Source organism: Paenibacillus sp. 1001270B_150601_E10, from assembly GCF_015558675.1.
GTDB lineage: Bacteria > Bacillota > Bacilli > Paenibacillales > Paenibacillaceae > Paenibacillus_B.
The window spans coordinates 147,384-170,533 of sequence record NZ_JADMOL010000003.1 but is presented as its reverse complement, the minus strand read 5'-3'; the positions used below and the strand labels follow the sequence as shown (position 1 = coordinate 170,533).

The 23,150-nt window shown below is 47.7% G+C and carries 25 protein-coding genes and 1 riboswitch; of the genes, 23 read left to right on the top strand and 2 right to left on the bottom strand.

The features are described 5' to 3' along the window. Positions 1-90 precede the first annotated feature (90 nt). The gene (locus I2H74_RS09485) at positions 91-1,284 is read left to right on the top strand and encodes a hypothetical protein (RefSeq protein ID WP_229106537.1); all 1,194 of its coding nucleotides are present in this window, start codon (positions 91-93) and stop codon (positions 1,282-1,284) included. Positions 1,285-1,353: 69 nt separating this feature from the next. On the opposite strand, the gene I2H74_RS09480 is transcribed toward I2H74_RS09485, so the two are convergent. Continuing rightward, a complete protein-coding gene (locus tag I2H74_RS09480) occupies positions 1,354-1,497 on the bottom strand; it encodes a hypothetical protein (RefSeq protein ID WP_195573719.1) in 144 nt (47 codons plus the stop codon). A gap of 385 nt (positions 1,498-1,882) precedes the next feature. Between I2H74_RS09480 and ychF the strand changes: the two genes are divergently transcribed. From ychF to I2H74_RS09365, 22 genes are all read left to right on the top strand, one after another. Next, on the top strand, positions 1,883-2,983 hold the full coding sequence (ychF, locus tag I2H74_RS09475) for a redox-regulated ATPase YchF (RefSeq protein ID WP_195573718.1): 1,101 nt from the start codon (positions 1,883-1,885) through the stop codon (positions 2,981-2,983). 194 nt (positions 2,984-3,177) lie between these two features. Next, complete coding sequence (gene prfA, locus I2H74_RS09470; protein WP_195573717.1) at positions 3,178-4,251, top strand: peptide chain release factor 1; 1,074 nt, start codon at positions 3,178-3,180, stop codon at positions 4,249-4,251. Beyond that, positions 4,248-5,183, top strand: a complete 936-nt coding sequence (gene prmC / locus I2H74_RS09465; protein WP_229106536.1) for a peptide chain release factor N(5)-glutamine methyltransferase — start codon at positions 4,248-4,250, stop codon at positions 5,181-5,183. The genes prfA and prmC overlap by 4 nt, the downstream gene beginning before the upstream one ends. Before the next feature lie 335 nt (positions 5,184-5,518). After that, on the top strand, positions 5,519-6,259 hold the full coding sequence (gene spoIIR, locus I2H74_RS09460; protein WP_195573716.1) for a stage II sporulation protein R: 741 nt from the start codon (positions 5,519-5,521) through the stop codon (positions 6,257-6,259). 330 nt (positions 6,260-6,589) lie between these two features. Then, positions 6,590-7,765 carry an L-threonylcarbamoyladenylate synthase gene (locus I2H74_RS09450; RefSeq protein ID WP_195573714.1) on the top strand — a complete coding sequence of 392 codons (1,176 nt, stop codon included), beginning with the start codon at positions 6,590-6,592 and terminating at the stop codon, positions 7,763-7,765. Positions 7,766-7,922: 157 nt separating this feature from the next. Then, entirely contained in the window at positions 7,923-8,486 is a 564-nt protein-coding gene (locus I2H74_RS09445; protein WP_195573713.1) for a manganese efflux pump MntP family protein, read from the top strand. Positions 8,487-8,567: 81 nt separating this feature from the next. Then, positions 8,568-9,149, top strand: a complete 582-nt coding sequence (locus I2H74_RS09440) for a low molecular weight protein arginine phosphatase (RefSeq protein ID WP_195573712.1) — start codon at positions 8,568-8,570, stop codon at positions 9,147-9,149. 45 nt (positions 9,150-9,194) lie between these two features. Beyond that, positions 9,195-9,274, top strand: a riboswitch (ZMP/ZTP riboswitch). A 249-nt stretch (positions 9,275-9,523) separates the two neighbouring features. Beyond that, a complete protein-coding gene (gene rpiB, locus I2H74_RS09435; protein WP_324254040.1) occupies positions 9,524-9,973 on the top strand; it encodes a ribose 5-phosphate isomerase B in 450 nt (149 codons plus the stop codon). Between the two features lie 74 nt (positions 9,974-10,047). Continuing rightward, complete coding sequence (locus tag I2H74_RS09430) at positions 10,048-10,635, top strand: TIGR01440 family protein (protein WP_195573710.1); 588 nt, start codon at positions 10,048-10,050, stop codon at positions 10,633-10,635. 115 nt (positions 10,636-10,750) lie between these two features. Then, on the top strand, positions 10,751-12,001 hold the full coding sequence (gene glyA / locus I2H74_RS09425; RefSeq protein ID WP_195573709.1) for a serine hydroxymethyltransferase: 1,251 nt from the start codon (positions 10,751-10,753) through the stop codon (positions 11,999-12,001). 551 nt (positions 12,002-12,552) lie between these two features. Further along, the gene (upp, locus tag I2H74_RS09420) at positions 12,553-13,182 is read left to right on the top strand and encodes a uracil phosphoribosyltransferase (RefSeq protein ID WP_195573708.1); all 630 of its coding nucleotides are present in this window, start codon (positions 12,553-12,555) and stop codon (positions 13,180-13,182) included. A gap of 296 nt (positions 13,183-13,478) precedes the next feature. Continuing rightward, the gene (gene wecB, locus I2H74_RS09415) at positions 13,479-14,633 is read left to right on the top strand and encodes a non-hydrolyzing UDP-N-acetylglucosamine 2-epimerase (protein WP_195573707.1); all 1,155 of its coding nucleotides are present in this window, start codon (positions 13,479-13,481) and stop codon (positions 14,631-14,633) included. Between the two features lie 154 nt (positions 14,634-14,787). Next, entirely contained in the window at positions 14,788-15,021 is a 234-nt protein-coding gene (locus tag I2H74_RS09410; protein ID WP_195573706.1) for an ATPase F0F1, read from the top strand. Further along, positions 15,014-15,391, top strand: a complete 378-nt coding sequence (locus I2H74_RS09405; RefSeq protein ID WP_195573705.1) for an ATP synthase subunit I — start codon at positions 15,014-15,016, stop codon at positions 15,389-15,391. Before I2H74_RS09410 ends, I2H74_RS09405 begins: the two co-directional genes overlap by 8 nt. A 32-nt stretch (positions 15,392-15,423) precedes the next feature. Continuing rightward, on the top strand, positions 15,424-16,176 hold the full coding sequence (gene atpB, locus I2H74_RS09400; protein WP_195573704.1) for a F0F1 ATP synthase subunit A: 753 nt from the start codon (positions 15,424-15,426) through the stop codon (positions 16,174-16,176). A gap of 95 nt (positions 16,177-16,271) precedes the next feature. After that, entirely contained in the window at positions 16,272-16,484 is a 213-nt protein-coding gene (atpE, locus tag I2H74_RS09395; RefSeq protein WP_195573703.1) for a F0F1 ATP synthase subunit C, read from the top strand. A 211-nt stretch (positions 16,485-16,695) separates the two neighbouring features. After that, positions 16,696-17,181, top strand: coding sequence for a F0F1 ATP synthase subunit B (gene atpF / locus I2H74_RS09390; protein WP_195573701.1), 486 nt, complete (start codon positions 16,696-16,698; stop codon positions 17,179-17,181). Continuing rightward, entirely contained in the window at positions 17,181-17,717 is a 537-nt protein-coding gene (locus I2H74_RS09385; RefSeq protein WP_195573699.1) for a F0F1 ATP synthase subunit delta, read from the top strand. Before atpF ends, I2H74_RS09385 begins: the two co-directional genes overlap by 1 nt. Before the next feature lie 25 nt (positions 17,718-17,742). Beyond that, positions 17,743-19,257 carry a F0F1 ATP synthase subunit alpha gene (gene atpA, locus I2H74_RS09380; protein ID WP_195573697.1) on the top strand — a complete coding sequence of 505 codons (1,515 nt, stop codon included), beginning with the start codon at positions 17,743-17,745 and terminating at the stop codon, positions 19,255-19,257. Positions 19,258-19,363: 106 nt separating this feature from the next. After that, a complete protein-coding gene (gene atpG, locus I2H74_RS09375) occupies positions 19,364-20,236 on the top strand; it encodes an ATP synthase F1 subunit gamma (protein ID WP_324254039.1) in 873 nt (290 codons plus the stop codon). A 78-nt stretch (positions 20,237-20,314) separates the two neighbouring features. Beyond that, positions 20,315-21,721: a F0F1 ATP synthase subunit beta gene (gene atpD, locus I2H74_RS09370; RefSeq protein ID WP_195573695.1), complete on the top strand. Its 1,407-nt coding sequence runs from the start codon at positions 20,315-20,317 to the stop codon at positions 21,719-21,721. Between the two features lie 67 nt (positions 21,722-21,788). Then, entirely contained in the window at positions 21,789-22,208 is a 420-nt protein-coding gene (locus I2H74_RS09365) for a F0F1 ATP synthase subunit epsilon (protein ID WP_195573693.1), read from the top strand. Between the two features lie 226 nt (positions 22,209-22,434). On the opposite strand, the gene I2H74_RS09360 is transcribed toward I2H74_RS09365, so the two are convergent. Next, positions 22,435-23,088 (bottom strand): SDR family NAD(P)-dependent oxidoreductase, encoded by a 654-nt coding sequence (locus I2H74_RS09360; protein ID WP_195573691.1) that lies wholly within the window; start codon positions 23,086-23,088, stop codon positions 22,435-22,437. Between the last annotated feature and the right edge of the window lie 62 nt (positions 23,089-23,150).

Sequence of the window (23,150 nt, the reverse complement as noted above, 5' to 3'; positions counted from 1 at the left end):
TTTTTGAATCGTATAGCGTACAATGGACATAGACATTATAATGGAAATTAAAACCACGCCAGCATGGCGCGTAGCTGGGGGATTGAAGGAATGGGCATAACGGATCGTATCGTTATGGAAGGTCATATGTTTGCAGTGAATCTTCCAGAACTCTTTACCATTATGGAGAATGGAACAAGAGAACAATCCGCAGAAGCGGCTCATGCATGCTTTGATGATCTCATGATGGAGGAAGCTCGTGAGAGCAAGGCTACATACTTGATTGAACCGCTGCTTAACATGTTGTTTATTCGCGGCAAGTCGATTGCAAAGGCGGAGATCCTGTGCAGAATGAATGGCTTGCTTATTCAAGATATTGCAGCCGTTCAACGAAGCTTTAAGGAGCAACCATCCATTTATCATGAGTTTCACCCATGGGGCGAGCGGCATTTGTTTGGCGTTGCACCGGTATTTGCAGCTCCACATGTACAGTCGAGCTGTCGCTTTAGTGTATGGAGAGCAGCAATAGAGGAGCATAAGTCCCAGCTTCTATCGCTTTTGGAAGAGGAAGAAGAGACCGCCATTCAGACGATCTATATGCTGCATCTGCTTCAATGTCAGGACGGTGAGATTGAACAGGCACTGCTAGATAAGACGCTTCATACCCCTTCTTGGCTGTTGCGGGCAAATGGCTTGCTTGCCCTAGCGGATCTAAGAAGACGTGCTCATAAGCCTTATGAGCCTACGATTGCTTTTGGCCAATCTCACCCAGAGCCTTTATATGAGGCGATGCGGGCGGTATGCATGTGTCTTGTGGAAGGCAACACCCCTAGACCGCATGATTGGGACGCACTGATCAAAGGCGTTGCCCTGCCAAGAATGGAGAAGCTCCACTTTCCATGGATGGATGGCTCCCCCGCAGCCTGTTGTGCTCAAGCGGCGCGCTTTGCGATGGAGGAGAAGGACTGGAAGAAGCCAGAACGTGCATCTTGGTGGCAGGCGTGCTTGGACCAGACTGTGAAGTTTCACGATATGAGATCCAGAATGGTAACCTTTGAATTTGAACAGAATGAGCTTAAGCTTGACGAGGAATGCTTGCAGTGGGCTTGGAACAGTCCTATGCTGGTCGCGGATAATATGCTTATGTCCTTGTTCGGTAATGAGGAAGCAATAGGTGAGTTCCAGGAGCAGGATCATGAAGTGCGTGAAGCCTTGAGGGTTATTGTCGAGCATGCAATAGAAGTGCCCCATGCTTCAAAGTACGGCATGAGGCATCTGCTTCATCCATTACACTACTTCCGTTAACGGGGAGGAGTCGAAGCGAAGCGCATTGTCAATGAAAGAATAGCAAGCAGGCCTGACGGACGAAGAAGGTTAGTCGGTCTTCTTTTTTTGCTGTTGGAACGGTACCGCGGTCTTGGCTTGCTCCACCGTATCGTTGACGAAGGCCATATCCTGATTTTTCGCATGCATGTTGGTTGTGCCTTTGTAATTGCCCTTGTGCGTTTTATTTTCCATGGAGCCTCATCCTTCCAATATAGATGTTTAGGTGTTCGATGTTAGTGTGGAACCAATGCCAAAGAAGTATGCGGCGGCGGAAATTTCCTGCTGATCCAAAGCCGGAATAACGACAATAAGGGTCATTATCTGCTATAATAGAACTATCACAACCGATTTATGAGATCTAGGCTTAAAAATCTAGTCAGCGGCTAGGTTTTTTTCATGTTGTTGGTTATAATGAGTAAGGAATTTTAAACAACTTATTTTTTTGGACGCATTCGGACACGTCTGGTTGCGTTGTTCATAATGACTGATGGTTGAACGAAGAGCGGTTCGCTGGGACGCGCTCTGTTGATGCGTAATGGACCATATATGAGATCAACTAAGGGAGATGGATGCAGAAATGGCACTAAAAGCAGGTATCGTAGGTTTGCCAAACGTGGGCAAATCCACACTATTTAACGCAATTACACAAGCAGGAGCGGAATCCGCGAACTATCCGTTTTGTACAATTGATCCTAACGTGGGTGTGGTTGAAGTGCCGGATGAGCGCTTGAACAAGCTTACAGAGCTGGTTACGCCTAATCGTACGGTTCCTACTGCTTTTGAATTCGTAGATATCGCAGGTCTTGTTCGCGGCGCGAGCAAAGGCGAAGGGCTTGGCAACAAGTTCCTTGCGCACATCCGTGAAGTCGATGCGATTGTGCATGTGGTTCGCTGCTTCGAGGATGAGAACATCACGCATGTTGATGGCAAGGTTGATCCTATCAGCGATATTCAGACCATTAATCTGGAATTGATCTTGGCGGACCTGGAATCCGTTGAGAAGCGTCTTGACCGCACGAAGAAAAACATGAAGAGCGGCGACAAGAAGTATGCTGCAGAAGCAGCAGTTCTTGAAAAGATCAAGGAAGCCCTCTATAACGATATGCCTGTACGCAGTGTCGAACTGAGCGATGACGAGCGCGCATTGATTCGCGAGCTGCATTTGCTTACGGTTAAGCCTGTGCTTTATGCAGCGAATGTGAGCGAGGATGAGGTGTCCTCCGCAGACAACAATCCGTATGTCTTGAAGGTGAAGGAGTTTGCGGCTGAAGAAGGAGCCGAGGTGGTGCCGATCAGCGCCAAGGTAGAGGCAGAGATCGCAGAGCTTGAAGGCGAAGACCGCGATATGTTCTTGGAAGAGCTCGGCTTGGAGGAATCCGGTCTGAATCGTCTGATTAAGGCTGCTTATCGCCTGCTTGGTCTGTATACGTACTTTACAGCAGGGGTGCAGGAAGTGCGCGCTTGGACGATTCGCAAGGGAATGAAGGCGCCGCAGGCTGCGGGTGTTATTCACACGGACTTTGAGCGTGGCTTTATCCGAGCTGAGGTTGTATCCTATGATGATCTTGTCGCTGCAGGTACGATGGCTGTAGCTAGAGAACAAGGCAAGCTGAGACTTGAAGGCAAGGAATATGTAGTGAACGACGGAGACGTCATGCATTTTAGATTCAACGTATAGCCAAGCTCAATCGCTTCTGACTGAGGGTTGGGGGCAAGCGTTGGTTGTTGAATCGATTGAAGCTGGAATGTTGCTGCATGATGTTGCGGACGTAATAGACTTGCAGCTTCATCCTGCTGATTAATCGTGCAGGTGCTGGGCAGATGCACCTCCTGCACATGAATACGTACTATAGATGGAGAGGTGAACGCATCATGATGGATCGTTTGCAAGCGCTGGCAGATCGATACGAGAAGCTAAGCGAGCTGTTGTGTGACCCGGACGTAGCGAATGACACGAAGAAGCTTCGTGATTATTCGAAGGAGCAATCCGATCTCCAGGAAGCCTATGAGACCTACATGGAGATGAAGACGGTCACAAGTGAATTGGAAGCAGCAAAGACGATGCTGCAGGAGAAGCTTGATGATGAGATGCGCGAGATGGTGAAGATGGAGATCGAGGATCTCAGCGCGCGCAAGCAGGATTTGGAGGAGCGTGTTCGTATTCTGCTGCTGCCTAAGGACCCTAACGATGATAAGAACGTTATCGTTGAGATTCGTGGGGCAGCAGGTGGAGATGAAGCGGCCCTCTTTGCAGCAGACTTGTACCGCATGTACAACCGTTATGCCGATATGCAAGGTTGGCGCACAGAGCTGCTGGAAGCCAACATTAGCGATCTTGGCGGCTTCAAGGAAGTAATCTTCATGATCAGCGGCAAAGGCGCGTACAGCAAGATGAAGTATGAGAGCGGCGCTCATCGCGTTCAGCGCATTCCGGCAACGGAATCTGGCGGCCGTATTCATACATCGACGTCTACAGTGGCAGTTATGCCGGAAATCGAAGACTTTGAAGTTGAGATTATGGATAAGGACATTCGCGTAGACACGTTCTGTTCCTCTGGTGCAGGCGGACAGTCCGTCAATACGACAAAGTCAGCGGTGCGCGTAACGCATATTCCGACAGGCATCGTAGCGACATGTCAGGACGGCAAATCTCAAAACGATAACAAGGCGAAGGCGCTTCAAGTATTGCGCTCTCGTATTTATGATATTAAGCGTCAGGAAGAAGAAGCAAAATACGCTGGCGAGCGTAAAAGCAAAGTGGGAACAGGGGACCGCAGTGAGCGGATTCGCACCTATAACTTCCCGCAAAGCCGCGTAACCGATCACCGCATCGGCCTTACGCTCCACAAGCTTGACTATGTAATGAACGGTGAGCTTGAAGACATCATCCAAGCACTCACGCTCACAGAACAAGCAGAGCTGTTGGAGAAGGAGAATCAAGTATGATGAGAACCTGCGATGGAGATGGCTCAAACGAGCCGTTCCACCTCGTATGGCCGCTCACTGTAAGGGAAGCCTGGGTACAGGCTTCTTCTTATTTATCCAATAGTGGTGTCGAGGATGGAGCGCATCATGCAGAACTGCTGCTTCGGCATGTGCTGAACTGGGATCGTGCGGCTTATTTGCTCTATCTTGCAGAATCGCTCCCAGAAGAAGCCGCTGCAGCCTTTGAGGATGCCATTTCCCGTCGGTCCCAAGGGGAGCCGACACAATATGTGATGGGTGAGGCTTATTTCTATGGCCGGCGCTTCGAGGTGTCGAAGGACGTGCTGATTCCTCGCCCGGAGACCGAGCTCCTGGTCGAGGCTGTATTAGAGGAAGCAGGGCGCATGTGGGCCTCCGAGACACCTGTAATAGCTGCGGATATTGGGACAGGCAGCGGAGCAATCGTCTGCACGCTTGCACTGGAGCGACCGCATTGGAACATGATCGGCGTCGATATTTCTCCAGATGCGCTAAAGATGGCTCAGCATAATGCGGAAGCACTAAGCGCAGCTTCCTCGATCGAGTGGCTGGAGGGAGATCTGCTGCTCCCGCTAGAAGGCCGGCGCCTTGATATTCTGATATCGAACCCACCCTATATCCCGGAAGAAGACATGTCAGGCCTTCAACGCGAGGTAAGAGACTTCGAGCCTCACTTAGCATTAGTTGGAGGCAGGGATGGACTAGACCCTTATCGCCGTATGATGGACATGATGAAGGGCTGGAGTGAGCTCCCGTCAATGATTGCTTTTGAATTGGGACAAGGGCAAGCAGGAGATGTGGCAAGACTTATCGAGGAGCACGGTCATTGGACGAGCGTGCGCATCGTAAAAGACTTGGCTGGAATTGAAAGGCATGTGCTAGGAATCAAGTCGATCGATCGCGATGAACGATAGCATTCGTGACGACCACATCGCAGGTTTATCTTTTTATCACGTTTGCTTATGTATCTCATTGAAAATTGGATCACAGATCTAATGCCGAAATGAATCATATTCCAAGGTGGACTATCATCCTTAAGATGGTGTACTCACATCGAACAACCCCTGTGGTCCTGCATAGGGGTTCTTTTGTACTTATTTAGAATCTAAGTTGCGGAGACTACCATTCTTTCAATTTGTAAGAAGATTCATCCTTTTTGAATTTCATAGATTGATAGGTTTAGCTTGAGAGCGCTTCGGACATAATGATGGCTAAGAGGCGCGCCCAACCTCACAAGGAGTTACCTATCATGAATATTCGTAAATGGATGAACATGGTGCTGCTCAGCGTCATTCTCGCAGCAGCAGTGATGAGTTGGGATCATACAACGGCATTTGCAAAGGAAGAGCAAGGAGCAACGCAACAGGCTGAACAAGGCAGTATCCCGGAGGATGCGATTCGGCTTCGGATTCTTGCCAACTCTGATTCTGAAGAAGACCAAGACTTGAAGCGCAAGGTTCGCGATCAAGTTGTTCAGCAGATCAATACATGGCTCCGTGAGCAGGCACAGCCAGCAAGCAGAGAAGAGGCAAGAGCTTTTATTGAAAGCCATCTGGAAGAGCTTCAGGAAACAGCTGAGGCTGTCGTTCAACAGCACGGCAAAGGCTATAATGTGAAGGCAGAGCTAAAGGTCGTTCCGTTTCCAGCAAAGCTGTACGGTGGAGAGGTGTATCCTGCCGGTGATTACGAGGCGCTTCGAATTACGTTAGGCGAAGGCTCAGGTCAGAATTGGTGGTGCGTATTATTCCCGCCGCTATGCTTTGTAGATGGAAGTGAAGGTACAGCAACAGCAGCTGAGACGTCTGATGATAAGAAGGAGCAAGACAAAGGCTCTAATGAATCCGCAAGCAAGCAAAGTGCGGGGACAGGGGAGCAGGCTGCATCGGAGCACGAAGGCGGTCAAGAGAAAGAGGTTCGTTTTTTCCTAGTAGACATGATGATCACATTGATTAATTGGATCATGGATTTGGTGAAATCGTTATTTGGATAAGAGATTAAATTCAGTCGTGTCGTTTACTCTAATAAAAGTCGAAACTAGGAAACATCGAGGAAAACATGCCTTTCCGATATTGGAATATCGAAGATTGAGCTATTATCGTGTATAATTCATATATAGAATCGATGTACGAAAGATGTCGTAAGCAATGCTCGGCATCTTTTTTTACCATAGTAGAAAAATTAGTGAAGGTGTGCAGCCTGTATAGGTTCCTATTAATAGGGCAGCTGGTGAAGCCATGGAGATCATTCGAGGAATCTCTGGTCTATGACGGGGGGGACAAGCTGTTTCAATATCGCACCTTTGATGTAGGACGGATGGTTGATGAAGAATAACAAGTATGATTCGGCATGTTCAGCGCATGGTGAACTGAATACTAGAGTATGGAAGATGGATATGCTCTCAGATGCGGATCAGCAAACAGCGCTTGCAGAGGCAGCGGAACTGCTCCAGCAGGGGGAGACGGTGGCGTTTCCAACTGAAACCGTATATGGTCTTGGAGCAGATGCGACTTCGTCGGAAGCTGTGGCTCGCATATTTGCTGCCAAAGGAAGGCCTTCGGATAATCCACTTATCGTGCATATTGCAGATCGTGAGCAGCTTGGGGCTCTCGTTGACAGCTGTCCTGCTATTGCAGAGCAGTTAATGGATGCCTACTGGCCGGGGCCGCTTACCATTGTGCTTCCGGTTCGGCAAGACGCGGTATCAAGCAGTGTAACAGCGGGCTTATCTACCGTTGGCATTCGCATGCCTGATCATGGTCTAGCGCTGCGATTAATCCGATCTGCAGCCAAGCCGATTGCCGCTCCAAGCGCCAATCGTTCAGGCAGACCGAGTCCAACGCGTGCTGTGCATGTGCTGGAGGATCTTGGCGGTCTTATTGCAGGGATTATGGACGGCGGTGCAACTGGAGTAGGACTTGAGTCTACGGTCGTCGAAGTAAAAGAGAACCATATTCATGTACTCCGGCCTGGCGGAATTACCGTTGCGATGCTGAAGGAAATATGCCCTAACGTTACGGTAGACCCAGCGGTCGATCCGGAGGGAGCGATGGCAAGGCTGTCAGAGACATCGAGCTCACTTGATCAGCCTAGTAAAGAGGCTTCAACGATGTCGTCTGCTACTGCGCCAAGGTCGCCGGGTATGAAGTACACCCACTATGCCCCAAAGGGCAAGCTCCAGCTCGTGCAGGGAGATTCGGATGCACGGGTCTCCGAGTATATTCAGCAGGATATGAAAAGAGCTAAGAGCCGTGGAGAAAAGACAGGCATACTTGCTTTTCACGAGCATATCGATCGATATGAGGCGGATGTCGTGGCTGAGCTCGGAAGCTTGAAGCACTTAGAAGTGGGTGCCAATCGATTATACGATGCGCTTCGACACTTTGATGAAGCGGGCGTCACTTACATCTTGGCAGAGGCTTGCTCCTATGAAGGTCTCGGGCTTGCGTTAATGAATCGGTTGTTGAAGGCAGCAGGCCATCAAGTTATTTTTGTATAACAAATCACATCGCACCTCTCAAGTAATTAACTTCGTTGATAGGGCACGATGCCTGCTCAACAGGAATGTCAGCCTCCTTATGGCGAGGTGCCGCTAGTCATGTTTCAAGCCTTGTCCGCATACGCTCAGATAGATGCATGGACAAGGGGAGAGCCGGATGATAGGAACATCCATATCTGTTGGGGAGTGGCTAACGGTTATAATGATGGCTGTGGCATTAGGCTTCGATGCTTTCTCATTATGCCTTGGCCTTGGAATGCGCGGAGTCGGTCGATGGTACATGTTTCGCATCAGCCTGTTGATCGCTTGCTTTCATATGGTTTTGCCGATTATAGGCGTACAGGCAGGAACTTATATGAGTTCTTTACTTGGTCAGATTACGATCTTTGCTGCCGGCGGCTTATTAGTCCTCCTTGGCGTTCATATGATCTACAATGCTTTTAAAGAGGAAGGGCCTGAATGGAGAGCGATGGATAGTGTGGCGGGCAGCCTGCTGTTCTCATTAAGTGTAAGCGTGGACTCTTTTTCTGTCGGTGTCTCGCTTGGCATGTTCCATACCAACCTGATGCTGACGATTCTAGCGTTTGGCATATTCGGCGGAATGATGTCAGCCGTTGGTTTGATGCTTGGTAAACGAGTTGGCTCACGCCTGTTTGGTGAGTATGGGGAAGCCGTTGGCGGTGCCATTTTGTTTACGTTTGGCCTGCTGTTTTTAATATAAGCAATGTGGTGAAAAGATCGTAACGGCTAAGGACTATTGAATGATAGGTGCGGCTAACAGTGAAAGAGATGGAGGGATAGCATGACAAACATTCTATTCATATGTACGGGTAACACTTGCCGAAGTCCGATGGCGGAATCCATGCTTCGCCATATGGCAAAGACGCGAGGTGTCTCGATAGAGGTTCAGTCAGCCGGCGTATCTGCGTGGGAGGGCACGCCGATGTCAGAACATGCGAAGCAGGTGCTAAAAGATCGTCAGATGGGCAACGAGGCATTTCGTTCACAAGCACTGAGTGGACAAGCCGTGTCTTGGGCGGATCTGATATTGACCCTGACACTTGGACACAAACAGCATGTTCTTCAGCGGTTTCCGGAAGCGTCGGACAAGACTTTTACACTGAAGGAATACGTTCATGTGGATGAGGATCAGCATAATATCCAGGGAGCCTTGAATGCGTTGGTTACTGAGCTTCAATTGAAGCTGGCTCTTGGCGAACAACCTACTACGGAAGAGATGGAAGAACTTCATCGGCTGCAGCTGCAGCTTCCGGATATGGATATCGGGGACCCGTACGGAGGTACGCTTCAACAGTATAAGCAGACGGCAGAGGAAATTGAAGAAGCGTTGAGTCAACTACTGCGACGTCTTTCTGAAAAATAGATTGATTTCTTTCATCAAATACGATATGATTCAGCTACATGAATAAGACTCTAGTGTAACTGGCGACAAGAGTGGGATACCACGATGGAGCACTAGAGCTGCGGCCGGTCGCCTGGGCAAAAGAGCAAGGTATGCAATAAGCATACTGTGCTCTTTTTTTGTTTATTTCCTCATGGTTATGTCCACTAACTGGAGGCTAAAGGAAGTGCGCTGAAATGATTTCAACCGCTTCCGCCATTTTTTCGGCAAATTAGCTATAATAGAACTATCACAGAACGAACCTGATGTAAAACGTCAAGCCGTTTGAAGATAGCATCGAATATGCTGGAAAATGAATGGTGTTCAACCACCGAATTAGAAGCGGGGGGAATCACGTGTTAATCGCGATTGGAGCGGATCACGCTGGAGTGAATTTAAAGGATGACATCATCTCGGTTATCAAGGAGATGGGTCATGAGATTATGGATCAGGGCTGTCATTGCAACGATTCAGTAGACTATCCCGATTATGCGCTGCCTGTAGCAAAGCTTGTTGCAGAGGGTACTGCAGATCGCGGGATCTTAATATGCGGAACTGGAATTGGCATGTCCATCGCAGCCAACAAGGTTCGAGGCATTCGCTGTGCCTTGGTTCATGACCTGTTCTCCGCACAGGCTACAAGAGAGCATAACGATACGAATGTGCTTGCCATCGGAGAACGCGTAGTTGGCCCTGGGCTGGCAAAAGAGATCGTGCGCACATGGCTGTCTACTCCATTCAGTGAGGGAGAGCGCCATATCGGGCGTTTGAACAAATTAAAGGAAATCGAAGAACAACATCGATAAGAACAACATCACGGTTTAATCTTTCAAAAAGTAAAGGGGATTAGAAAGAATCGTGCAGGAAAGGGTTGGGTAAGATGACACAGCCATGGATCGAAACGGTTCGCGAAGAAGCCGCCCAAGCCGCACATGTGTTGGCAGAGGCTGCAAAATTAAAACCGGGACAGCTTGTTGTCATTGGTTGCAGTACAAGTGAAGTGCTCGGAGAGCGTATTGGAACAGCGGGCACGATTGAGGTTGCTGAGGCTTTATTTGAAGGGCTTGCTGTATTAAGCCAAGAGTACGGTGTTCATTTGGCCTTTCAATGCTGTGAGCATTTGAATCGAGCCTTGGTTGTAGAGCGCAAGGTGTGCGAGCAGCTTGGCTTTACCGAGGTCAGTGCGGTTCCTGTTCCGAGAGCTGGAGGCTCGATGGCTGCTGCGGCTTATCAGAAGCTTGCCGAGGCTTGTCTTGTTGAGGAAATTACGGCGCACGCCGGCATCGATATTGGGGAAACCTTGATCGGCATGCATTTGCGTAGAGTGGCTATTCCACTTCGTACTTCCATTAAAACGATCGGTCACGCACATGTGGCGATGGCCGCAACAAGACCGAAGCTGATAGGCGGAGCGCGTGCTGTATATGAAGCGCCTGTCATTCAGGACAGCTCCATGAATTGCAAGTAAATTCAGTTTGTTGAATATACCCTGCACTTTTAAGAGCAGCTCTACTTTGTCTAATCGAAGAATGCTCCGGCATTCCGATTTGAATATTACAATAACCGGGGAGGACGAAACGTCTATGGTTGATCATTTGAGACAGCAGGATCCAGAAGTATTGCAGGCAATGAATCTTGAGCTTCAGCGTCAACGTCACAACATTGAGCTTATCGCATCCGAGAACATTGTTAGCGAAGCCGTTATGGAGGCCATGGGCACCGTTCTAACGAATAAGTATGCAGAAGGGTATCCAGGCCGCCGCTATTATGGTGGTTGTGAGCATGTTGATATTGTTGAGGATCTTGCTCGCGATCGCGCGAAAGAACTATTCGGTGCAGAGCATGCAAACGTTCAGCCGCACTCTGGCGCACAGGCGAATATGGCGGTTTACCTTGCCGCATTGAAGCCAGGAGATACCGTGCTCGGAATGAATCTTGCTCATGGCGGCCACTTGACGCATGGAAGCCCGGTGAATGCTTCAGGGCTCTTGTATAACTTTGTTGCCTATGGCGTAAATGAAGAAACGTTCCGCATCGATTATGATGACGTGCGCAAGGCAGCATTCAAGCATCGCCCGAAAATGATCGTAGCAGGAGCAAGTGCATATCCTCGTATCATCGACTTTGAAGCGTTGGCTAGCATTGCTAATGATGTTGGCGCCCTCTTCATGGTGGATATGGCACACATTGCAGGACTTGTGGCTGCTGGACTTCATCCAAACCCAGTTCCTCATGCTCACTTTGTGACAACAACGACGCATAAGACGCTTCGCGGTCCTCGCGGTGGCTTGATTCTTTGCCGCAAAGCATGGGCGCAAGCGATTGACAAAGCAGTCTTCCCAGGAACGCAAGGCGGCCCTCTCATGCATGTGATTGCATCCAAAGCGGTTGCATTGGGTGAGGCGCTTCAACCGTCCTTCAAGACATACGCTGAGCAAGTGGTGAAAAATGCCCAAGTGCTTGCGGAGTCCTTGCAGGCAGAAGGTTTGAACTTAGTATCGGGCGGTACAGACAACCACCTTATGCTCATCGATACTCGCAATATTAACATTACGGGTAAAGATGCAGAAAAGGTGCTTGATGAAGTAGGCATTACGGTCAATAAAAATGCGATCCCATTCGATCCAACCAGCCCGTTTGTAACGAGTGGTATCCGTATCGGTACACCTGCCGCTACTTCTCGTGGCATGGATGAAGATGCGATGAAGAAGATCGGCGAGATCATTGCCTTGACGTTGAAAAATCCAACCGACGAGGCAGTATTGGGCCAAGCTCGCTCTATGGTCCGTGAATTGACAGATCAATATCCGTTGTATTCTGAGCTGAAATACTAGCATTAGGGTGCAGGGCATCTTATAGAGTACAGAACCACCCTGTCATACACCAAGACCTCTCTATTCTTAGAGAGGTCTTTTACCTCGTAAGAAGTACATGTTTCTTCTATTATCATGTGCAGTATCCACAGAGAACGATAAATCATCAGACTGAATTTTCTATGAAAATGAATGTCGTTTGCTTTCCTATTTTCCGAATGTAATGAAAATTTTTGTGAGGATCCTCCCTTTTCAAAATTTTTTGTGAACAGACTCATGTTTTTCATAAGACTGCCGATAATAAAGCTGATTTGCCGACTGTTATTGGCTGAAATTGATCCGAATCGATCCTTGTAAGAGGAATGTATAACCAACAGAAGGAATGTTTACAAATATTTTGGATAGCTTTTTACAGTTTTTCTAAAAACATTTTATGGCTAAAATGTTTTTCATGATTGAGTTAATGTGCAGTTCTGAACAAGGGATGTTATAATAGGGGCTGTTTCACACTGATCAACCATTAAACAACGATATGAGTCAGCAAAGAGTATAAAGCGGAGGGACAATTTTTTATGAGCAAACTGATCATTTGCGATCACCCATTGATTCAACACAAAATTACTTTGATTCGGGATAAGCGGACAAGCACCAAAGACTTCCGTGAGCTTGTGGATGAAGTCGCTACCCTGATGGCTTATGAAATTACGCGTGAATTGCGTCTTGAGGCAATTGAGGTGGAAACCCCTGTAGCGAAGACACAATCCAATATCATTGCTGGGCGCATGCTTGGCTTGATTCCGATTCTTCGTGCAGGTCTTGGCATGGTTGAGGGCGTTGTTAAGCTGATCCCAGGCGCTAAAATTGGACATGTTGGCTTGTTCCGTGATCCAGAGACATTAATGCCGGTGGAGTATTACACGAAGCTTCCTACGGATGTCCAAGAGCGTGAATTGATCGTTATTGATCCGATGCTTGCAACAGGCGGCTCTGCAATTGCGGCCATCGATGTGCTGAAGAAACGTAACTGCACGCAAATTAAGCTCATGTGCTTGATCGCCGCTCCTGAAGGCGTAAAGGCTGTTCAAGAAGCGCATCCGGATGTAGATATCTATCTGGCAGCGCTTGATGAGAAGCTTGACGATCATGGATACATTATTCCTGGTCTTGGCGACGCAGGCGACCGCTTGTTTGGAACCAAGTAAGGATTCGTACGTACGTAATTAGTATTCTTCTTTCCTTCAAGAACGAAAGTCTTCTTTACTCTTGTTGGAAAGAAGAGTGCTATAAGCGTCAATCGCTCTTTAAAAAAAGGGTTTTGTGAGAGTTTACTATGAAAGGCTATCCTTTCCTTTTGTAAATACAAACTTCTAGATGTGCTTGAAGCGATCTATAAAGAGCATGTTTGAGAAACACGTAATTTTAATCTATAAGCGAGGCCGTCCTGTTCCATAAGGATGGCCTGTTATAGTAGATATCAGGACAGAACGGGGGCATCTCTATGCGCAAGTTAAAAGTCATGACTGTATTTGGCGTACGCCCGGAAGCGATTAAGATGGCACCGCTCATTCTCGAATTGGAAAAGCATCCAGAAGAGATCGAGTCCATCGTATGCGTGACGGCGCAGCATCGCCAAATGCTTGACCAAGTGCTAGAAGTATTCAACATTAAGCCAGATTATGATCTTGATATCATGCAGCAGCGTCAAACGCTCAATGATATCTCCATCCGAGTGCTGCAAGGGCTAGAACCAGTCCTGCGAGAAGCGAAACCGGATATTGTGCTTGTTCACGGGGATACCCTAACAACCTTCTTGGCAAGCTATGCGTCCTTCCTGCAGCAAATCAAGGTAGGACATGTAGAAGCAGGGCTTCGTACATGGAACAAGATGTCTCCATATCCAGAAGAAATGAATCGCCAGCTTACAGGTATCATTGCCGATCTTCACTTTTCACCAACGGATTGGTCAGCGAACAACCTGAGAAAAGAAAATAAATCAGAGTCATCGATATATGTCACAGGCAACACAGTCACGGATGTGTTTCAATATACAGTACGTCCTGATTATTCCCATGAGGTACTGGACTGGGCAAAGGGTAAGCGCATGATTCTTATGACTGCCCATCGCCGTGAATCTCAAGGGGAGCCGCACCGTAATATCTTCCGGGCTGTTCGACGCATTGCAGACGAATTTGAGGACGTAGCGATCGTTTACCCGGTTCATCCTAGTCCTGCCGTTCGTGAGCCTGCTCACGAGATGCTTGGCGACCATCCTCGTATTAAATTGATTGAACCGCTCGATGTGGTGGATCTTCACAACTTCTATCCGCACACCCATCTTATCTTAACGGATTCCGGCGGTCTTCAAGAGGAGGCACCATCCTTTGGCATTCCGGTGCTTGTTCTTCGCGAGACAACAGAGCGACCAGAAGGTATTGATGCAGGAACACTTGAATTGGTAGGAACAGATGAAGCTCGTATTTATGAGCGAGCGAAGCTCCTTTTAACCGATGAAAGCGTCTATTCAAAAATGAGCAAGGCTGCGAACCCTTACGGCGACGGAAAAGCGTCGGAACGTATTGTCAGTGCGATACTTCACAGTTTTGGCCTACAAAAGGAAAAACCGTCCAGTTTTCACACAATGTTCACAAAATAACTAACTCTCTGCTTGTAACTTAAAGCCTCAGAGTATACAGTGTTACTGTACAGTTGGAACGTTTTCACAGACCAAAAAAGTACCGCAAATAACAGCTAACATTCGTTGACAAATGTTTTAATTCTTCGATAAAATGATATGGGAAAAATATCCTATGAAGAAAAAGGAAGCGAATTCAAGTGCATGGCGTATGGCTCTTGCTATTGGTGGAGCCGGTTTTACGTTAATCGGGTACATTGTGGTTGGCTTTTTGCTAGGAAAGTGGCTTATGCATATATATGAAGGGCCAAGACTGTGGATTGGTCTTGGGGCTATCATAGGACTTTTGCTAGGGATTGTGAACATCGTTTGGCTAGTTAGAAAGTTCTTGGGGGAGCAACATGAATGAGATGCACGCCATCGTAAATGGCACGACAAGAGTAATCTTCCTTCTCATGTCTCTGCTGCTCTTTGGATACGCGTTGTTGCCTGATTACCGAGCCTACACGCTTGGTATGACCTTGGGGTTAGCAGCTGGACTTATTAATGTGCGCTATTTGTCGACTAAAGTCAGTCAGGTCACCGAGATGGCGACACAAACTGACAAGAAAAGATTCAGTTTTGGTTTCGTCACCAGACTATGCATTGGGCTGCTTGCAATTATGATTGCCGTAAAGTTCGAGCAAGTTTCTCTGGTGTTTACGATAATAGGGTTATTCTTGGCCCAGCTTTTGATTTTGGTTGTGGCCCTTGTTTTCAGTATGAAGAATAAGCATTAACCATCTTATCGGAAAGGGGTGAACACAACGACATGCATGATTCGCCGATAATTGTATTGGGAGGATTGCGCTTTGATTTATCCGCTATCGGTATGCTGCTTGTCACGATTATCGTGGTCATGGTGCTTGCTAGATTAGCGGTTCGCAATCTATCTGTTGAGAACCCAGGCAAATTGCAGAACTTTATGGAATGGGTTGTGGAATTTGTTGAGAATCTGATCTCAAGTGCAATGGATTTGAAGCATGGACGCAAATATATTTCCCTAGGGCTGACATTGATGCTCTTCATCTTTGTTGCCAACTTGCTAGGATTGCCGTTTGCGGTCATTACGGAGGCTCATGGCGTCCAAAACATTTTTGGACAGCCGATTCAGGCTACTCTTACCAATGAACATGCTCATATTCTATGGTGGAAGTCGCCAACTGCGGATCTATCGATCACTGCAGGTCTAGCTTTCATGGTATTCGTACTTGTAAACTTTATGGGTCTTAAAGACAATGGCAAGCACTATCTGAAGCACTATGTACAGCCATTCTGGGTTTTCCTACCACTTAACATTGTTGAGAACTTGGCGAAGCCAATTGCTCTCGCAATCCGTTTGTTTGCCAATATCTTTGCAGGTGAGGTTATTCTCTCAACCTTGATCAAGGCAAGTGTATTCGGACTCCCGTTTGTTGCCGCATGGCAGGGATTCAGTATTTTCGTAGGTGCCTTGCAGGCCTTTATCTTCACGATGCTGACGATGGTTTACATCGCTCAAGCTACCGTGCACGAGGAACATTGATTAACTCTTCCGATAGATACCTAGAAGTATCGAAGGTGAGATCAATAGCAATACCCACTATATTATGAATGATAATTTTGAGGAGGATTTAACTCATGGAAATGTTAGCAGCAGCAATTGCAGTAGGTTTGGGCGCATTGGGCGCTGGTCTTGGTAACGGTATGATCGTAAGCCGCACGGTTGAATCGATCGCTCGTCAACCTGAAGCGAAAAGCGTTCTTCAAACAACGATGTTTATCGGTGTTGGTATCGTAGAGGTTATTCCTCTTGCTGCAACACTTATCGCGTTCTTGATCATGTTCTCTTAATTTATAGACAACGGTCTGGCGGGGAAGGCCGATGCCATCCGCGCCTTACTTTTATGCAAGAACGTATGTGAATGAAGATTCCTGAACAAGTAACCATAGATTGTCCATATGCGAGATGCTTCGATCATGTCTAGCTTTTGCTAGACTGGCTTAATGATGGAGCGCACCTACTGGTTGCCTCGCGTGATGTTATCGGAAAGGAGTGACTGCATTGAGTTTTGTATGGGAAAATTTCGTGTGGGCTATCGTTGCATTTGGTATTTTGTACTTATTGCTTTCCAAATACGCATTCGGCCCATTATTCTCCGTTATGGAGAAGCGTCGTGAGCTAGTCAAGCAACAGCTTGATGAGGCTGCAAGCAGTCGCACGCAAGCTCAGCAATATATCGATGAGCAGAAAGAAGCCCTTGCTACGGCACGTAAAGAGGCTCACGATATTATCGAGCAGGCGAAGCGCAGCTCTTCCCTTCAAGCTGATGAAATCATCGAGAAGGCGAAAGAAGAAACAACTCGTCTTAAGGATAGTGCAGCTCGTGATATCGAGAATGAGAAGGAAAAAGCTATTGCAGCGCTGCGTGGTGAAGTGAGCAGCATGTCCGTCGCGATCGCATCCAAGATCCTGACCAAAGAAATCGATGAGAAGGATCAAACGGAATTGGTTGACCAATACCTGAATGAGGTAGGGGGCAAACAATAATGAATCGTGAGACCGCTGTTGCAAAACGATATGCGAAGGCCCTGTTCGAGCTTGCTCAAGAGAAGAACACGGTGTTGGAAACCGAACAGCAGCTTGAATCCGTGGTCCAAGCGATTACTTCTAATCATGATCTACAAGTGCTATTAACGACGCCGAAGATTGATACCAAGGGCAAAATGAATATTTTGCTTGAGACATTCAAGGATCAAACTTCGGATACGGTTCTAGATACAGTTCAGCTCCTTATTGAACGTGGGCGCATTCATGTGTTGAATGAAGTGCTTAATAGTTATGTTCAGATTGCTAGTGCTGCACTTGGTGTAGCAGATGCGATCGTGACATCGGCAGTGCCGCTTCCTGATGCGGAAAAGGAATCTGTTGCAGCTACTTTCGGTAAGCAGCTTAATAAGAAGATTCGCATTAAAAACATTGTCGATCCTTCGATTATCGGCGGACTTCAGGTTCGAATCGGAGATCGTCTCTATGATGGAAGCTTGTCCGGCAAGCTGAAGCAATTGCAAAAATTAATGAAATAAGCAAGGTAGAATGGGGTGAAGCGAATTGAGCATTAGACCTGATGAAATCAGCACGCTGATTAAAAGTCAAATCGAGAAATATAAAGCCGAGATCGAAGTATCCGAGGTCGGCACAGTAATCTATGTCGGTGACGGTATTGCTCGCGTATATGGTCTCGAACAATGTATGCAGGGTGAGTTGCTCGAATTCTCTAACGGCGTTATGGGTATGGCCCTTAACCTTGAGGAGAACAATGTCGGTGTCGTTATTCTCGGACCTTACACAGATATTCGCGAGGGTGACGAAGTTAAACGTACTGGACGCATTATGGAGGTTCCAGTTGGTGAAGCAATGCTTGGCCGCGTCGTGAACCCGCTCGGTCAACCAGTGGACGGCAAAGGTCCAATCGAAGCGTCAGAATTCCGTCCTGTTGAAGCAAATGCTCCGGGTGTTATCGATCGTAAATCGGTACATGAGCCAATGCAAACAGGTATCAAAGCGATTGATTCCATGGTTCCAATCGGCCGTGGTCAGCGCGAATTGATCATCGGTGACCGTCAGACAGGTAAGACGGCAATCGCGATCGACACAATTCTCAACCAAAAGGGTAATGGCGTAAAATGTATTTACGTTGCTATCGGTCAAAAACAATCTACTGTTGCACAAGTTGTGGAAACACTTCGTCGCAACGGTGCGCTTGAGTACACAATCGTTGTTACAGCTGCTGCTTCTGAGCCATCTCCGCTTCTTTACTTGGCTCCGTACGCAGGTTGTGCTATGGGCGAGTACTTCATGTACAAAGGCGAGCACGTGCTCGTCATTTACGATGACTTGACCAAACAAGCGGCTGCTTATCGTGAGCTTTCCTTGCTGCTTCGTCGTCCTCCGGGCCGTGAAGCATATCCAGGGGATGTTTTCTACTTGCACTCCCGCTTGCTAGAGCGTGCAGCGAAGCTTAGTGACGAGCTTGGTGGCGGTTCCTTGACTGCCTTGCCATTTATCGAAACGCAAGCTTCCGACGTATCGGCGTATATTCCAACAAACGTAATCTCTATCACGGACGGTCAGATCTTCCTTGAGTCAGACTTGTTCTACTCTGGTCAGCGTCCAGCGATCAACGTTGGTATCTCTGTATCCCGTGTTGGTGGTTCCGCTCAAATTAAAGCCATGAAAAAAGTAGCAGGTACACTGCGTCTTGACCTGGCTCAATATCGCGAGCTTCAAGCGTTCGCACAGTTCGGTTCCGACCTTGATAAGTCCACTTTGTCTCGTTTGAACCGCGGTGCTCGTCTGATGGAAATCTTGAAGCAAGGCGTACACCAACCGCTTCCGGTTGAGAAGCAGGTTGTCAGCTTGTACGTCGCAACGAAGGGACATATCGATGAGATTCCTGTTCAAGACGTCACTCGCTTTGAGCATGATTTCTTGAAGTTCGTTGAAACCAACTACAAGTCCGTGCTTGATGGTATCCGTGAGACGAAAGATTTGTCCAAGGAAATCGAAGACGGTATTGTAGAAGCTGTGAATCAGTTCAAGAAGGGCTTTGCTGTATCAGCTTAATAATAGAGCGTGAGTAGGGTATGGTCAGATGACCTGCCCAAACTCACAACCGGAACGAGAAGTTTGCTTTGCCTCATGCAAAGCGCTTAAGGCAGGTGAAACGTAAGTGGCTAAAGGAATGCGCGAAATTAAACGCCAAATTAAGAGTATTCAAAGTACGAAGCAGATCACGAAAGCGATGGAGATGGTTGCAGCTGCAAAGCTACGCCGTGCTCAAGAGCAAGCTCAAGCCGCTCGTCCCTATGCGGATAAGCTTAAAGAGGTTGTGGCAAGCATCGCATCCGGAACAAGAGGCGTGTCTCATCCGATGCTCGTGAAGCGTCCGGTGAAAAAGACAGGCTATCTCGTTGTGACTTCCGACCGTGGTCTTGCGGGCGGATACAATGCCAACATTATTCGTTTGGTAATGGATACGATTCGTGAGCGCCATACATCGAAGGATGAATACGCACTGTTTGTAATTGGACGTAAAGGACGTGACTACTTCCGCCGTCGTGGTTTACCGATTGTGGAGGAGATTACGGAATTGCCAGATTCGCCTACCTTTGCGGATATCAAAACGATCGCCTATAAAGCAGTTAAATATTTCGACGAAGAGCAATATGACGAATTGAATATCTTCTACAACCAATTCGTTAACGCCTTGACCCATATCCCAACGGAGAAACGTCTCCTTCCATTGGAAGACGATGCTACAGCTCATCATGGTGATGGACTTACTGCATCGTATGAATTTGAGCCGTCTCCTGAGGTTGTGCTTGAGCACTTGCTGCCGAAATATGCAGAAACACTAATTTATAGCGCCGTCTTGGATGCAAAGGCAAGTGAATTTGGAGCGCGTATGACGGCTATGGGTTCTGCAACGAAGAACGCTTCGGAGATGATCTCCAGCCTCACGTTGACGTACAACCGTGCTCGTCAAGCGGCCATTACGCAAGAAATTACAGAAATCGTAGCCGGAGCGAACGCACAAGGCTAATTCGGTATATGCGAGTTTTGATTTAGTATGAATCGATGAGCGTTTTTTGCTATCGAATTCATCAGAGGAGGGAACAAGATGAACAAAGGACGCGTGATAAGCGTTATGGGTCCGGTTGTCGACATTGAGTTCGAACGTGGTCAACTTCCGGAAATTTTGAACGCAATCAAGGTTGAGCACAAATCAACCACTCCTGGCGCGCCTGACATCAGCCTGACGCTGGAAGCAGCTGTGCATTTGGGTGACAACACTCTTCGTTGTATTGCGATGTCTTCTACAGATGGTATGGTGCGCGGCATGGAGGCTGTTGACCTTGGTGCTCCAATCTCTGTACCAGTGGGTAATATCACACTTGGTCGTGTATTTAACGTATTGGGTAACCCAATCGATAACGTTGGTGAAGTGGTCGCTGAGCATCAAAGCCCCATTCACCGCGAAGCACCGAAGTTTGAAGAACTTTCCACTCAAGCAGAGATGCTTGAAACGGGTATCAAAGTTATCGACTTGCTCGCTCCTTATGCGAAGGGCGGTAAGATCGGTCTCTTCGGTGGTGCTGGTGTAGGTAAAACCGTTACGATTCAGGAATTGATCAACAACATCGCGCAAGAGCACGGCGGTATCTCCGTATTCTCCGGTGTTGGTGAGCGTACTCGTGAAGGTAACGACTTGTACCATGAAATGAAGGATTCCGGCGTAATCAACAAGACGGCGATGGTATTCGGTCAGATGAATGAACCACCTGGTGCTCGTCTTCGTGTAGCCTTGACAGGTCTTACGATGGCGGAATACTTCCGTGATCAAGAAGGCAAAGACGTGTTGCTCTTCATCGATAACATCTTCCGCTTTACTCAAGCAGGTTCCGAGGTATCCGCGTTGCTTGGCCGTATGCCATCTGCGGTAGGTTACCAGCCGACGCTTGCTACTGAAATGGGTCAGCTTCAAGAGCGTATTACATCGACGAAGAAAGGTTCTGTAACCTCTATTCAAGCGATCTACGTTCCTGCGGATGACTATACGGATCCAGCGCCAGCAACAACGTTTGCTCACTTGGATGCAACGACGAACTTGGAGCGTAAGATCTCCGAGATGGGTATCTTCCCAGCGGTAGATCCACTCGCATCTTCTTCTCGTATCCTCACTCCAGACGTTGTCGGAGAAGAGCACTATAATGTAGCTCAAGGCGTTAAACGTCTTCTTCAACGTTACAGAGAGCTTCAAGATATCATTAACATCTTGGGTATGGACGAGTTGTCTGAAGAAGATAAGCTGACCGTTGCACGTGCACGTAAGGTTCAGCGCTTCTTGTCTCAGCCATTCCACGTTGCGGAACAGTTTACAGGTCTTGCTGGTAAGTATGTACCTGTTAAAGAAACCGTACGCAGCTTTAAGGAAATCCTGGATGGTAAACATGACGACTTGCCAGAAGCGGCATTCTTGTTCGTTGGTTCGATCGAAGAAGCTGTGGAGAAAGCGAAGACGCTGTAAGGCGTTAGCGTGACGTGATACGGTCTGCATCTTGTAACAGATGTGGAACGGAAGGAGGAAACCGCAGTTGAGTACCTTTTTGTTAGAAATCGTTACTCCTGAACGCAAAGTATTCGCTGAACAAGTGGATATGGTTGTCGTAAAAGGCGTTGAAGGTGATCTTGGTATTATGGCGGGTCATATTCCTTTAGTAACGCCGCTTCGAATCTCACCAGTTAAGATAAAGATGAACGGCAAAGAGCTTTGGCTTGCGGTTCATGGCGGCTTCATTGAAGTTGGCCAGAACAAGGTCGTCATCCTTGCTGAAAGTGCGGAGCTGCCAGAAGATATCGATCTAGATCGTGCGAAGGCAGCGATGGTTCGTGCGGAGCAACGCCTGAAGATGATTGAGCGCAGCAAGAAAGACCACGTCGACTTCCGTCGTGCTGAAGTGTCTCTTCAACGTGCGCTTACGCGTATCGAAGTGTCGAAGCATATTAAGCGCTAAGGCGCATAGATACAAAAGAGACGGTATGTCTATCGATAAGATAGAAATGCCGTCTCTTTTTTGTTACATCATTTTGTTCATCAGATGAAGCTAGCAAACAATCGTCATGAAATAGCTACCGATGCGTTTCGCAGTAGAAACACACCCTATTATTGTTTCATAATCGTTCGAAGCTGGTACATGTTAATAAGTATTGTTATGATACTGACTTACCGCCATACACCCATTAAGGCTTTAATTGTACCTCTGCCTCTTTTTTCTCCGCATGCATCCTATAGAAGGCATCCCCGATCGACTTTGAATCAAAAGGTGTTCCTTCTTGAACAAAGCCGCAGACCGTTAAAGTTCCCGCGTATAAGCCATGAGGCTTCAGCTCATCATGAAGACTGAGTGCAAGACTGCGAAGTCCTGATTTGCCAATGCCGAGCGATGCGAGCGTTGCTGTGGGATGCAGAGCTTGTCCGCCTCCAGTAAGCAGGATCGAGCCCTTGCCCTGTTCCTTCATCTTAGGAAGTACAGTCTGCACAGAGGCTGCGGCTCCAAGCACATTCACTTGGAAATCTTGGAGCATATCCTCGGTCGACACTTCCGAAGGGTAGCCAGGCGTATGAGCCGATGCATTGTATACCAGTACCTCTGGAGTGCCTTGAGCTTCCAAGAGTTCAGTTAAAGCAGCAGTTAATCCTTTGACATCTCCTGAATAAGCGACTATACCTGTTGCCTCAATGTTATGTTCGAGCAAAGCTTGTTTCATGTGTTGAAGATTGTCTTCATCCTTCGTAATGAGAACAGGCGCATAGCCGCGCTTGCCAAATGATTTGGCAATGCCTAAGCCAATTCCGCATCCTGCTCCAACAATCCAGATCGATGATGAGTTCACTAAATTTCAACTCCCTGCAATTAGACGTGATGTATGGATTTATTGTAAACGATGCCTGATAT